The following is a 13590-nucleotide window of genomic DNA, read 5'->3' on the forward strand; positions in this document are numbered from 1 at the left end:
CCGGCGAACGTAACAAAGGCCGGGTTTGCCCCGGCCTCCTCGTTCTTTTAACATCCGCAACCGCGTCATCGGCGGGCTGGATTTATGCCCGCTAGTGTTGGGTTTCGGACTGCGGGTCCGAATAGTCCCAGTTCTTGCGGGCGAACTGGATGGCCGCTGCCTCTGCGCTTTCCTTCGTTCTGAAGCGCTCCGCGAGCACATGGCTCCGGTTGCGGCACTGGAGCAGGACCGTTCCGCTTCTGAAGTCGTATTGCACTCTCAGATGATCCGACGTTTCCATCATCATTCCTCCCATAGGCTTCGGCGACTCCTCATCGCAGTTGTAAATGTATGCGATCATGCGACTGACGCAAGGAAACTTAACCGTAAATACATTCACGGTTTCATGATCGGAACCTCGATCGCTGAATAGGTGTATCATTTGTTATTTCGTTTACCGCGCTGCTTCACGCACTATTGAAAGCATTCGCTTACGATCATCGGGCGCCGCCAGATACGGCGCTTGGGGTCGTCATCATGTTCAAGCGTTTTCTCGCCGATCGTTCCGGCAATCTGGCCATTATCGGCTCTCTGTCGCTCCTTCCGCTTCTCGGGACGGCCGGGCTTGCCCTCGACATCAGCAATGCGATCAAGGTTAAGTCGGAACTGCAAGGCGCGGCGGACGCAGCGGTCGTCGGATCCATCACGGATAAATCGGATGGCGTGGCGCAGGCGATGGCCATGTCGGCGGACGGCACGGTGAGCCTGAGCGAAACCGAGGCGCGCCAGATCTTCAATGCCCAGCTTTCCACGACGGCGGTCTCAGACGTGCCCGGCCAGGCGGTGCAGCCGCCGCCCGAAGACATGGAGACGGCGGCCAGAGTCTTTACCGTCAGCGCGGTGAAGTCCGGACGCGACATCAATGTGTCGGCGTCGTTCTCGACGCTCGTGCCGACGACGTTCCTGCGGATCTTGGGGAAGGATTTCATCCGGGTCGATGGCGTCGCCAAAGCGACGTTCCAGTCCAACTCGTTCATGGATTTCTACATGCTGTTGGACAATACGCCTTCGATGGGCGTGGGTGCGACCCCGGCGGATGTGGACAAGCTGATCGCCGCGACGAAGAACGCATCGGATGCGGGTTCGCGCAACTGCGCTTTCGCCTGCCACATCGTGTCCGAAAAGGGCGATGCCGACAAGACCAGCAACTATTTCGTCGCCCGAAAGGTAGGTGCCACCATCCGTATCGATGTCGTGGCGCAGGCCGTGGCCGCGTTGACGCGCGAGGCGGAGAAGACGGAGACCTACACGAACCAGTATCGGATGGCGGCCTATACATTCGGACAGAAGGCGGAAGATGCCAAGCTCTATCAGGTGTCCAAGCTCACCGACGACCTGAAGGATATCCAGACCAAGGTGGACACGATCTCGCTCATGAGCATCCCGTATCACGGATATAATGGCGACCAGATCACCAGCTTCGATCAGGCGCTGACGCGCATCAACACGGAAATCCCGGCACCAGGCGACGGATCGACGGCGGCGAAAGCCGAAAAGGTCGTCTATTTCGTCGCCGACGGCGTCGGTGACAGCTACAAGCCGAGCGGTTGCACGAAGAAGACGACGGGTGGCCGGTGCCAGGAGCCGATCGACGTCAGCTTCTGCAAGACCATCAAGGATCGCGGCGTCAAGATCGCCGTGCTCTATACGACCTACCTGCCGCTGCCGACGAACGACTGGTACAACAAGTGGATCAAGCCGTTCCAATCGGAGATCGGCACGAAAATGCAGGCCTGCGCCTCTCCCGGGCTCTATTTCGAGGTCAATCCGTCCGACGGGATCGAGTCGGCGATGAAGGCCCTCTTCGTCAAGATCATCCGCAGCCCGCGCCTGACAGGCTGAGGCCGGCTCCGGCCGCCAAAGGGCGTCCTTCGGCGATCCTCTGTACATTTGCGGATAGAGGGACTAAGAGAGCGCCATGGTATGGGCCGCAGCGTGCGGTCCTCAAGGCATGTGCGCATTCTATCGTGCACGCTGCACGGTTCGAACTTCCGAGAGACAGACATATGACAGAATTCGCAGGGGTCGTTCCGGCGATCGCCGAGGCGTTGACCAAACGCGGCTATTCCACCCTGACGCCGGTACAGGCCGCCGTCATCGAAGCGGAAATGTCGGGTCGCGACGCGCTCGTCTCCGCCCAGACCGGCTCCGGCAAGACCGTCGCCTTCGGGCTCGCGCTCGCCTCGACGCTGCTGGATGGCGCCGATCGCTTCGGCCCGGCCAGCAAGCCGCTGGCGGTGGCCGTTGCGCCGACGCGCGAACTGGCGCTGCAGGTTCAGCGCGAGCTCGAATGGCTTTACGAAATGACCGGCGCCGTGATCGCCGCTTCGGTTGGGGGTATGGACATCCGCAACGAGCGTCGCGCGCTCGATCGCGGCGCGCATATCGTCGTCGGCACGCCCGGCCGTCTCTGCGACCATGTCCGCCGCGGTGCGCTCGATCTGTCCGCCTGCAGGGCCATCGTGCTGGACGAAGCCGACGAGATGCTCGATCTCGGCTTTCGCGAGGACCTCGAATTCTTGCTAGAGACGGCACCGGCCGATCGGCGGACACTGATGTTCTCGGCCACGGTGCCGAAATCCATCGCGACGCTGGCCAAGAACTACCAGCGCGACGCGCTGCGGATCTCGACGCAGGCCGAGGCGAAGCAGCATCTGGATATCGACTATCGTGCGCTCGTCGTCGTTCCCTCCGATCGCGAAAACGCCATCATCAACGTGCTGCGCTACTACGAAGCGAAGAACGCGCTGGTGTTCTGCTCGACCCGCGCGGCCGTCAATCATCTGACCGCGCGCTTCAACAATCGTGGCTTTGCGGTCGTGGCACTTTCGGGCGAACTCAGCCAGAGCGAGCGGACGCATGCGCTGCAGGCCATGCGCGACGGGCGCGCGCGCGTCTGCATCGCGACCGACGTCGCCGCGCGCGGCATCGACCTTCCCGGTCTCGAACTCGTCATCCATGCCGACCTGCCGACCAACCCGGAAACGCTTCTGCACCGCAGCGGCCGGACCGGCCGGGCAGGGCGCAAGGGCGTCAGCGCCATCATCGTCACCTCGAACGCCCGCCGCAAGGCCGAGCGTCTGCTGCGGGATGCGCGCATCGAAGCCGACTGGGCAAAGCCGCCGTCGGCCGACGAGGTTTCGCAGAAGGACGACGAGCGCATTCTCTCGGATGCCGCGCTGAACGATCCGATCCGCGAGGACGAGACTGCTTTCGTGCAGCAGGTGCTGGCCGGTCATAGCCCGGAACAGGTTGCCGCAGCCTTCGTACGGCTCGCGCGTGCCGGCCGCTCCGCGCCGGAAGACATCATCGATACGCCAGCCTTCCAGCCGTCCGGCCAAACGTCGGGCCAGGGTGCCGGTGATCGCGGTCCGCGACCTGAGCGGTCGGAAGCGCGTGCGCCGCGTGGCGATTTCGGCGATGCCGTCTGGTTCTCGATCTCCGCCGGTCGCAAGCAGAATGTCGAGCCGCGCTGGCTGATCCCGATGCTCTGCCGCATCGGCCGTATCACCAAGCAGGAAATCGGCGCCATCAAGATGATGCCGGAGAACACGTTCGTCGAAATCGCGCGCGACTTCTCCGACAGCTTCGTCGAGGCGCTCGGCCCCAAGCGCATGCTCGAAAAGGGCATCACCGTGACGCAGCTCGACAGCGCGCCCGATCTGTCTGCCGCACCGCGCAAGCCGTTCGTCCGCAAGGACAATGCCGCGCCGTCGGACAGCAAGCCGCGCTGGAAAGACGGTGGCGAAAAGTCCGACCGCCCGGACAGCAAGCCCTGGGCAAAGAAGGCGGCAAAGCCCGGCTTCTCCAAGGCTGGCCCAAAGCCGACGGACGATGGCAGCAAGCCTGCCAAAAAGCCTTTCAAGAAAAAGGCCTACTGATCAGCAAAGAGGCTCCGGCGACGATCGCCGGAGCCTCTTTCTTTTTGGACCATCGCCTGTCCTCAATCGTCGGAATAGCGCTGCTCCCGCCAGGGGTCGCCCAGCATGTGGTAGCCGTTCTTCTCCCAGAAGCCGGCACGATCGCCCGTCATGAACTCGATCTTCGTCAGCCACTTCGCGCTCTTCCAGAGATAGAGATGCGGTACGATCAGCCGGGCCGGCGCACCATGCTCGCGGGTCAACGGCTGGCCCTCCCAATCGGTCGCGACCAGCGCATGCTCGCTCGCGAAATCCGCCAGAGGCAGGTTGGTCGTGTATCCGTCATAGCTCGTCAGCATGACATAGGTCGCCTCCGGCTTCGGTGCGACCAGGTCCAGCAGATCATGCGTCGAAACGCCTTTCCAGCTGTTGTCGTAGCGCGACCATGTGGTGACGCAGTGGATATCGGACAGGAATTTGCTCTGTGGCAGAGCTTTGAACTGCGCCCAGTCCAGCTTCGCCGGTTGCTCGACCGCGCCTGTCAGCGTCAGGGACCAAGCCGCGATGTCGATGATCGGGTGCTGGCCGAGATCGAGCACAGGCCAGTTCTTCACGAGATGCTGGCCCGGCGGCAGGCGATCTCCGCCTGCGCGCGCGACCTGGCCCGAGACCTGACCCGTCAAAAACCGGCCTTCTGCCGCCCAGCGCCGTTTGGAGCGTGTCAGTTTCGTATCGTCGGACGGTTCTTCCGGGGGATTTGCGTCCGACATGCTCTGCTCCTGGTGGCGCTTTGAAGGGTCCATGGTCGCCCGACCGGCGGCCTCCCGTCAAGCGGCGGCGACGCTTCAGACGGACTGTTTGCGTTTCGCGAGAATGCCGGCCTCGCGGGCTGCGGCCATGAAGGATGCCTGCGCCTTGCGCGGGCTGAGGATGCCGTCCAGGGCATCCAGGCAATGTTGGAGAGCAATGCGATAGGCTCTGCCGGAGCGACCGGCGGGCCAGCCGCGCAGAAATTCCAGGGCGTCCCAAGCGGATGCGATGACGCACTCCTGGCTCTGCTGGAGAATGATCCGGACCGGCTTCGGAAAACGCTTGTAACTCATACTCGCCTCGCATGCTGTCTTTCGTGCGCGTGCAAAACTGTTTCCGGACTGTTTGGTTCCGTTCATTGGTTAACAAAAAATCACGTATTTTTTCAGTGCGTTGTTCGCTCTCGCAAGATCCTTGTCTTAAGGAAGAAGCGCGTCGCGGAGCTCGTTGGCGCGGCGGACGCGCAGGTCGAGATCGGCCTCGATGTGGTGGATATGGTGGACCATCAGCCGGCCCGCGCGATCGATCTGCCCGGCCTCGATCGCGTCGACGATGTCGCTGTGCTCGTTATGGCCGCAGCTCGAGACGGTGGATTGTCCATAGAGCGAGATGACGAGGGACGAGCGGGCGATCAGCTCGTCCATGAAACGCTGCATGACGGTGTTTCGGGTCATGGCGGCGATGTGCAGGTGGAAGTCTCCCGATGCCTTGATTTCGGCCCGGCGTGCGCTCTGCCCCCGCTCGTTCATCAGGCGCCCCTCGTCCAGCAGCAGTTCACGGAGCTGGCGGATATGGGCCGGCGTGATGTGGCATGCAGCCTCGGCGAGAATGCCGGGTTCGATGATGCGGCGCGTCGCGAAGATTTGCCGGGCTTCCTCCGGCGAGGGGTTGGCGACGAAGGCGCCGCGGTTGCGCTCGACGGTCACGAGACCCTCATGCGCCAGCGCCTGCAGGGCGCCGCGCACCAGCGTCCGGCTCACCTGGAACAGGGCGCCGACATCCGTCTCCGTCAGTTTCGTGCCCGGCATCAGCCGCCGGTCGACGATCGCATCGCGGATGGCATCCCGAATAGCGCGCTGGCTTCCATCCGCCCTATCGGCGTCAGGTCGCGCGATCACGCTGTCCGGCTTGGTCTGGTGATTGTCCATGGTTGTCTAATCTAATTCAGATGACCATTGGAAAGAAGGGCCATTCGTATCCATAACATAACGAGATTGTATACGATCTGATATTTTATTCGGCACAATAGATGAAAAATTGGGCGATTTCATTCTCATATGGACGTCATGGTTTCAAAGATTTCGGATAATCATTTGGAAACAACGGACTGACGCCTGCCTGTCGAACTGGCACGCTTGATGCATTCTCTCTGTTACCAGAAGGGAATTTGTCATGACCAAAGCGGCAGAGATCGACATCGTATCCGTTTCCAAGATTTACGGAACTACGACGGCCGTTCATTCCATCAGTCTCAAGATCCCGTCGGGAAGCTATTGCTGCTTTCTCGGGCCGTCCGGCTGCGGCAAGACATCGACTTTGCGGATGATCGCCGGGCACGAGACGATCTCCTCGGGCGACATCCGGCTCGGCAACACGGTGGTGACAGACCTGCCCCCGGCCAAGCGCGGCACGGCGATGATGTTCCAGTCCTACGCGCTGTTCCCGCATCTCGACCTCATCGACAACGTCGCCTTCAGCCTGAAGATGAAGGGCGTGGACAAGGAAGAGCGTCGCGCAAAGGCGCTGGAGATGCTCCGGCTCATGCAGATGGAGCCCTATGCCAACCGGCGCCCGGCCCAGCTTTCCGGCGGACAGCAGCAGCGTGTGGCGCTCGCCCGCGCGCTGATCACCGATCCGGAAGCGCTGCTGCTCGATGAGCCTTTGTCGGCGCTCGATCCGTTTCTCAAGATCCGCATGCGGGCCGAACTGAAGAAGCTGCAGAAGAACCTCGGCATCACCTTCGTGCATGTGACGCATAGCCAGGAAGAGGCGATGGCGCTTGCCGACATCATCGTCATCATGAGCGATGGGCGGATCGAGCAGGCGGCCAGCCCGCGCGAGGTCTTCGAACGGCCGGCGACAGCCTTCGTCGCGCGCTTCATGGGGGATCACAACGTGCTGACCGGCCGGGTGATCTCCAGCGCCGACGGCGTGCTGACGTTGCAGGTGCCGGAGGGGCAGACCTTCGCCGTCGCGGGCGAGGGGCGGGACGAGGGGTCGCCGATCGACATCGGCATCCGCACCGATCGCGTTCGGCTCAGCGAACCGGCCGAGAAGACGCTCGGCTTCAACGGTGTCGTGTCCAACGTCGAATATCGCGGCGCGTCGGTGAAGATCACCGTCATGGGCGCGGGGTCCGAGGATTTCACCGTCATCGCGACCGATGCGGATTATTTCGAAAAGCCGGTCGCCGTCGGCGATGCGGTCTCCCTCAGCTGGGGCCTCGAAGACGCCGTCCTCCTGGGGGCTGCGGCCGCCTGACGTCTTCAAGCTCATCACGATCCGTCTCACCACAAGAAAAGGGAACAGACTATGACCGAGATCAAGGACACGAAGAAGGCGACGGGTATCAGCCGCCGCGCTTTGATGAAGACAGGAGCTGCGGCCGTCGGCGCCATTGCCGGCTCCGGCGCCATCACCGGTTTTCCGACCATCTGGGCGCAGAACCCGATCACGCTGCGCCAGTTCGGCACCGGCGTTTCCAACATCAACGCCATCGCCGAGAAGTGCAAGGCCGACCTCGGCATCACGCTCGAGATGACGGCGACCGACTCGGATGCCGCGGCCCAGCGCGCGGTGACCCAGCCCGACAGCTACGACATCGCCGACATCGAATACTGGATCCTGAAGAAGGTCTTCCCGGCCGGCGTCATCCAGCCGATGGAAATCTCCAAGCTGAAATATTACGACCAGATCGTGCCCCTGTTCAAAACGGGCAAGCTGACGCCGGACAGCGTGATCGCGCAGGGCACCGCACCGCACACGGTAGGCTATGTGGAGAAGGCCGGGGACAAGACCTTTGCCAAGTCCGAGACCGGTCTCTTCACCATGGTCCCGACCATCTACAATGCCGATACGCTCGGCATCCGCCCGGACCTCGTCGGCCGCGACATCACCTCCTGGGCCGATATCATGGACCCTGCCTTCAAGGGCAAGACCTCGATCCTCAACATCCCCTCGATCGGCATCATGGATGCCGCGATGATCATGGAAGCGCTCGGCAACATCAAGTATGCCGACAAGGGCAACATGACCAAGGCGGAGATCGACGCGACGATCGACTTCCTCATCAAGGCGAAGCAGGACGGCCAGTTCCGCGCCTTCTGGAAGTCGTTCGACGAGTCGGTCAACCTGATGGCGTCGGGCGAAGTCGTCATCCAGTCCATGTGGTCGCCGGCCGTCGCCGCCGTCCGCTCCAAGGGCATCGCCTGCAAATATCAGCCGCTCAAGGAAGGCTATCGCTCATGGGGCGGCGGTCTCGGCCTTGCCGCGCATCTGCAGGGCGCGCAGCTCGATGCGGCCTATGAATATATCAACTGGTACACGTCCGGCTGGGTCGGCGGCTATCTCAACCGCCAGGGCTATTACTCCGCCGCCATGGACACCGCCAAGAAGTTCATGACCGAGGACGAGTGGGGCTACTGGATCGAGGGCAAGGCCGCCAAGGGCGACATCATGTCTCCGGAAGGCAAGATCATGGAGAAAGCCGGCGCAGTGCGCGATGGCGGCTCGTTCCAAGAACGCATGGGCAAGGTCGCCTGCTGGAACTCGGTGATGGACGAGGACCGCTACATGGTCCGCCGCTGGAACGAGTTCATCGCGGCCTGATGCGGTGCGGGTCGCTCGCGCGGCGGCCCTTCAATCTCCGGCTCTTTCAAGCCGGGCCGATTGCCACAACCTTCCTTCTCCCCGCAGCCGGGGAGAAGGTGCAGGCAGGCGGATGAGGGGAAGCCCCTCACTCCGCTGCGCCTTGAGTCCTCAACGGAGACGACCGCACCATGGCGATCATCGCTGCAAGCAAGCCGACACCGGCGCCGGACGCGCGGGTGCGCACGCCAAAATCCTTCCGACTGCCGCCGCGCGCCGTCTCCTATCTGCAGTCGGCGCCGCTCATCGCCATTCTCGGCTTCTTCTTTCTCTTGCCGATCCTGATGATCCTGATCGTCAGCTTCTGGGACTATGATTTCGCAGGCCTCTACCCGGATTTCCTGACCATGAATTACGAGGAGACTCTGGGCTCCTGGGTCACCTGGAAGACCTACCTCAACACCCTGAAATATACGGTCGTCGTCTGGGCGCTGACGACGTTCATCGGTTTCTGGGTCGCCTATTTTCTCGCGTTCCACATCCGCACGACGACGATGCAGATGGTGCTGTTCCTCGTCTGCACCGTGCCGTTCCTCACCTCCAACATCATCCGCATGATTTCCTGGATCCCGGTGCTCGGGCGCAATGGCTTGGTAAATTCGACGCTGATCGAGATGGGGATCATTCCGGCGCCGATCGAATGGCTGCTCTATTCCGAGTTCGCCGTCATCCTCGCCATGGTGCATCTCAACACGCTGTTCATGGTGACGCCGATCTTCAACACGCTGATGCGGATCGACAAATCGCTGATCGAGGCGGCGCGTGACGCGGGCGCCAGCGGTTGGCAGATTCTCTGGAACGTCATCATTCCGCTCGCCAAGCCCGGCATCGCCATCGGCTCGATCTTCGTCGTCACCCTGGTCATGGCGGATTTCTCGACCGTGCAGGTCATGTCCGGCGGGCAGAGCGCATCGGTGGCACTGATGATGCGCAACCAGATGTCGCTGCTGCAATATCCGGCCGCCGCCGCCAATGCCGTCGTGCTCCTGATCGTCGTGCTGCTGATGGTCGCTGCGATCCTGCGCGTCGTCGATATCCGCAAGGAGCTGTGAGATGAGCCACGAGAAACGCACTTTCGAATTCTACGTGCTCGCCGCCTTCTTCGCGCTGTTCGTGCTCTTTCTCTACGGTCCGCTGTCGGCGGTGCTCATCCTGTCCTTCCAGGGACCGAACGGCGGCTTGACCTTCCCGATGAACGGGGTGTCGCTGCGCTGGTTCTACAATCTGTTCGAGCAGCAGGCGGTGGGCAATTTCGGCGCGTCGTTCCGGCGATCCTTCGCGCTCGGCATCATGGTCATGGTCGTCAACGTGCTGGTGTCGCTGCTCGCGGGCCTCGCCTTCCGCCGCAAGTTCCGCGGCTCGACCACGCTGTTCTACCTCACGGTCGCCAGCCTCGTCGTTCCCTCCATCATCATCTCGCTCGGCATCGGCGTCGTCTTCCAGCAGTTCGGGCTCAAGCCTGCCTGGTATTCCTCGGCCTTCGGCGCGCATCTCACCTGGACGCTGCCCTTCGGCGTGCTCATCATGTTCGCCGTGTTCAACCGGTTCTCGCCGGCCTATGAGGAAGCGGCGCGCGATCTCGGGGCGAGTGCCTGGCAGACCTTCCGCCATGTCGTGCTGCCGATGATCGCACCGAGCCTGATCGGCGTCGGCCTGTTCGGCTTCACGCTGTCCTATGACGAGTTCGCCCGCACGTTGATGACGTCCGGCACCTACAACACGCTGCCGCTCGAAATCTACGGCATGACCACCAATGTCACCACGCCGGTGCTCTATGCGCTCGGCACCGTCACCACCGTCTTCTCCTTCACCGTCATTCTGCTGGCGCTCGGCATCATCCTGATGCTCGGCCGCAAGCAGGTCAAGCTGGTCTGAATCCTCGCATGCGCATCCTCGTCGTCAATCCGAACACCACCGTTTCCATGACCGAGAAGGCGGCTGAGGCGGCGCGTCTCGTCGCCGCAGCGGGGACGCAGATCGTCGCTGCGACCGCCGCGATGGGGCCGGCCTCGATCGAGGGGCACTACGACGGCGCGCTGGCGCTGCCGGGCCTGCTCGCCGCGATCCGGGATGGCGAGGCGGCCGGAGCCGAGGCCGCCGTCATCGCCTGTTTCGACGATACCGGGCTCGATGCCGCGCGGTCGCTCGCCTCCATTCCGGTGCTCGGGCTCTGCGAAAGCGCGCTGGTGACCGCCGGATTCCTCGCGCAGCGCTTCACCGTCGTGACCACGCTGGAGCGGTCTCGCGTGCTGCTCGAAAACCTCACTCGGCATTATGGGTTCGGTGGGCGGGCCAAGGTGCGCGCGGCCGATATTCCGGTGCTGGATCTGGAAAAGGAAGGCTCCGGCGCACTCGACAAGCTGCGCCACCAGATCGAGCGCGCGCTCGCCGAAGACGGCGCGGAGGCCATCGTTCTGGGCTGTGCCGGCATGGCGGATTTGGTCCATGAGCTGCAATCCATCTATCGCGTGCCGGTCGTCGATGGCGTTTCCGCCGCGGTGAAGCAGGCCGAAGCGCTGATCGCCCAGCGGCTGACCACCAGCAAGCGGGGGTCCTATGCCGCACCTCTGGCCAAGCCCTATTCCGGCGTGCTGAGCGACTTCGCGCCGTCTACCGCTGCCTGAACCTTCGCACGGGCTGAAGTCGATCACACTTTACCTTTGTCTTTCCGCCTGCCGAGGGAGGCTATGGAACAAGCGCACGCTCGCGTGTCCTTTCGATCGCGTCCTGCTATATCCTTCGGACAGATGGCCTTGCTTGGCGAATTGTGGCCGGGGATTGCAGAGAGGGTGGCATGAAGCGGGATGTGGATGTGGTCGTGGTCGGGGCCGGCTTCACGGGATTGGCGGCAGCACAGGCTCTGGTCGATCGCGGGCTGTCGGTTCAGGTGCTTGAGGCCCGGTCCGACGTCGGCGGGCGCGTCCGGTCGTTCTTGACGTCGGACGGCGTGCGGCGGGATGCCGGCGGACAGTTCATCTGTGACGACATGCCGGAGGTGACGGCCCTTGTCCGCGAGGCGCGTCTCGACCTTGTCGAAAGCCGGTGGAAGGGCGCGTCGAAGACCGTGTCGGCCACGGCGTCCCGGCGGATCGCCCAGCGCGACAACATGCTGTTTGCAAAGATGGAAGCGGCCGATCCTGCGGATCCGGCGCTTGCCGGCCTCTCCATCACCGACTGGCTGGACAGGCAGGACACGACAGACGAGGCGAAGCGGCAGTTTTTGAGCATGGTGCACGGGCTCTGGTGCCTGCCGGCGGATGTCATCCCGTTCTGGTATCTCGTGGACAGCGACCGTCGGAACACCGCCGAGGTCTCGGAGCTTCAATACTTTCTGAAAGAGAGCGCGGCAGCGCTCGCCGAGGTCATGGCCGAGCGGCTGCAGCGCTCTCTTTGTCTCTCCACGCCTGTTTCGAGCATTCGGCGGGAGGAGGATCATGTCGTGGTGATAGCCGGCGACCGGCAGATCACGGCGCGGCATGCGCTCGTTGCGGTTCCGCCCGTGCGTGCGCGCGACATCCTCCAGCATCCGCCGCTGCCGGAGCCGCTTGCCCGTGCGCTCGGCAGCTGGCGAAGCGGGGCCGTGATCAAGATCCTGCTGCGCTATCCCGCACGCACCTGGTCGCCTTCCGTCTCTTCAGGAATTTCGTGGGACGATGTGAGCGGGCTCTATGCGTTCGACGTCAGCCAGGACGAGGATCACGCCGGTTTCGTGGTGTTTGTCGGCGGTCCGCTGGCGCTGGACTGGCGCGCCCGGGGCGAGGCCTATATCGCGCGGACGGTGGGGGAACGGATGGCCGCGTTGCTTGGTCCCGACGCGCCGGAGCCGGTCGAGTTCATCCTGCACGACTGGACGGACGACCGCTGGAGCGGCGGCGGCTATAGCGACGTGATCGTCGATCCCGCAGCCCACGATGCCGAGGCGGTTTTGCGCGCGGGCGTCGGCCGCGTGGCGTTTGCCAGTTCCGAACTGTCTCCGTCCTTTCCCACCTATATCGAAGGCGCGATCGTTGCGGGACGGCTTGCGGCCGGGCGTATCGCTGATCGGCTTGCGCGCGACGATCTGGCTATGGACGACGGGGCCGCGGAGCGCTGACCGAGGCCGTGAGCCCGCTCACTTGTCGAAAAAGCCGGGACGCAGCTTCTCGCCGATCAGGCAATCCGTCGCGGCCGGGCTTGCCGCAGGGATGACGCGGAACGGCGGTTGGCGCCCGCTCACCTCCATCACCAGCTTCTGCCGGATGGCAACGCCGAAATCGTCGGGATTGTGGATCGGCAGGACGAAGGAGCCCGGCCCGCCGATGACGCAGTCTCCGTAATAGCGGTCGAGCCGGACGCCGACGCCGGTCGGACGGATGATGATAGCGAGGCCGTTGACGATGATGCCGCTGCGCACCGCCGTATCCCGCGCGGGCACGACCGGTGGCCCGAGATTGTTGGGCCCGTCGCCCGAGACATCGATGACACGGCGCTGGCCTGCGAAGGCGTTGGTATCGATCATGCCGCTGGCATAGGTCAGCGCGTTGGATATCGAGGTGCCGCGACGGGTGGTGACGGGCCTTGCGGCAATCTCGTCCGCAAAGGCCGCAGCGTCCGCGGCCGACGCGATCACGCGCCAGTCCACGCGCGAGCTTTCATTGACGCTCCCGGCCCATTCGAAATAGCTGATGACGATCTCGCCGATCAGTCCGCCGCGCACGGCATCGATGAATTCCTTGTGGCGCAGGGCGTCGAGGTAACCGGCGCGCTGGATGCGGGCCTCCTCGATATCCATCGATCCGGACATGTCGACAGCGAGAACCAGCTCGACATCCACCTCCCGCGCGACACGTGCGGCAGCCGTGTGGCCGGAGACCGTTTCCATCGCGTAAGGCGTCGGTTGAATGCCTTGATTGCTAAGGCTCATCAGCAATGCAATTCCCGCCAAGATCATGTCATCCAATCCCCGCTTCGCCCCGTAGAAGCGAACATTAACACAACGGGTGATGGCGGCGACCGCTAAGCGGCTGCAGGAAGT

The 13590-nt window shown here is 63.2% G+C and carries 13 protein-coding genes; 8 read left to right on the top strand and 5 right to left on the bottom strand.

The annotated features are described in order from the left end of the window. Positions 1-91: 91 nt before the first annotated feature. Positions 92-283, bottom strand: coding sequence for a hypothetical protein (locus C8J36_RS02185; RefSeq protein ID WP_132532133.1), 192 nt, complete (start codon positions 281-283; stop codon positions 92-94). A gap of 233 nt (positions 284-516) precedes the next feature. On the opposite strand from C8J36_RS02185, the gene C8J36_RS02190 reads away from it, so the two are divergent. Together C8J36_RS02190 and C8J36_RS02195 are read left to right on the top strand one after the other, a co-directional pair. After that, positions 517-1881 (top strand): pilus assembly protein TadG-related protein, encoded by a 1365-nt coding sequence (locus C8J36_RS02190; protein ID WP_132532136.1) that lies wholly within the window; start codon positions 517-519, stop codon positions 1879-1881. Between the two features lie 164 nt (positions 1882-2045). Continuing rightward, positions 2046-3920: a DEAD/DEAH box helicase gene (locus C8J36_RS02195; RefSeq protein ID WP_062592359.1), complete on the top strand. Its 1875-nt coding sequence runs from the start codon at positions 2046-2048 to the stop codon at positions 3918-3920. Positions 3921-3982: 62 nt separating this feature from the next. Here C8J36_RS02195 and C8J36_RS02200 read toward each other — a convergent pair whose 3' ends face one another. The 3 genes from C8J36_RS02200 to C8J36_RS02210 all read right to left on the bottom strand — a co-directional run bounded on the left by C8J36_RS02200 (position 3983) and on the right by C8J36_RS02210 (position 5857). After that, on the bottom strand, positions 3983-4669 hold the full coding sequence (locus C8J36_RS02200) for a sulfite oxidase-like oxidoreductase (protein ID WP_132532139.1): 687 nt from the start codon (positions 4667-4669) through the stop codon (positions 3983-3985). Positions 4670-4744: 75 nt separating this feature from the next. Continuing rightward, on the bottom strand, positions 4745-5002 hold the full coding sequence (locus C8J36_RS02205; protein ID WP_132532142.1) for a DUF982 domain-containing protein: 258 nt from the start codon (positions 5000-5002) through the stop codon (positions 4745-4747). Between the two features lie 126 nt (positions 5003-5128). Next, positions 5129-5857 (bottom strand): GntR family transcriptional regulator, encoded by a 729-nt coding sequence (locus C8J36_RS02210; RefSeq protein WP_132532145.1) that lies wholly within the window; start codon positions 5855-5857, stop codon positions 5129-5131. A gap of 244 nt (positions 5858-6101) precedes the next feature. Between C8J36_RS02210 and C8J36_RS02215 the strand changes: the two genes are divergently transcribed. The 6 genes from C8J36_RS02215 to C8J36_RS02240 all read left to right on the top strand — a co-directional run bounded on the left by C8J36_RS02215 (position 6102) and on the right by C8J36_RS02240 (position 12669). Then, complete coding sequence (locus C8J36_RS02215) at positions 6102-7190, top strand: ABC transporter ATP-binding protein (RefSeq protein WP_132532148.1); 1089 nt, start codon at positions 6102-6104, stop codon at positions 7188-7190. A 51-nt stretch (positions 7191-7241) separates the two neighbouring features. Beyond that, the gene (locus C8J36_RS02220) at positions 7242-8537 is read left to right on the top strand and encodes a PotD/PotF family extracellular solute-binding protein (RefSeq protein ID WP_132532151.1); all 1296 of its coding nucleotides are present in this window, start codon (positions 7242-7244) and stop codon (positions 8535-8537) included. Between the two features lie 170 nt (positions 8538-8707). Next, entirely contained in the window at positions 8708-9628 is a 921-nt protein-coding gene (locus tag C8J36_RS02225; RefSeq protein ID WP_062592371.1) for an ABC transporter permease, read from the top strand. A 1-nt stretch (position 9629) separates the two neighbouring features. Then, positions 9630-10451, top strand: a complete 822-nt coding sequence (locus C8J36_RS02230) for an ABC transporter permease (RefSeq protein ID WP_132532154.1) — start codon at positions 9630-9632, stop codon at positions 10449-10451. 8 nt (positions 10452-10459) lie between these two features. Beyond that, positions 10460-11200: an aspartate/glutamate racemase family protein gene (locus C8J36_RS02235; protein ID WP_132532157.1), complete on the top strand. Its 741-nt coding sequence runs from the start codon at positions 10460-10462 to the stop codon at positions 11198-11200. Between the two features lie 170 nt (positions 11201-11370). Beyond that, the gene (locus C8J36_RS02240; protein WP_132532160.1) at positions 11371-12669 is read left to right on the top strand and encodes an FAD-dependent oxidoreductase; all 1299 of its coding nucleotides are present in this window, start codon (positions 11371-11373) and stop codon (positions 12667-12669) included. Between the two features lie 18 nt (positions 12670-12687). Here C8J36_RS02240 and C8J36_RS02245 read toward each other — a convergent pair whose 3' ends face one another. Beyond that, the gene (locus C8J36_RS02245) at positions 12688-13437 is read right to left on the bottom strand and encodes a DUF1194 domain-containing protein (RefSeq protein WP_132532997.1); all 750 of its coding nucleotides are present in this window, start codon (positions 13435-13437) and stop codon (positions 12688-12690) included. Between the last annotated feature and the right edge of the window lie 153 nt (positions 13438-13590).

Source organism: Rhizobium sp. PP-F2F-G48 (assembly GCF_004342335.1).
In the GTDB taxonomy this organism is placed as follows: Bacteria; Pseudomonadota; Alphaproteobacteria; order Rhizobiales; family Rhizobiaceae; genus Ferranicluibacter.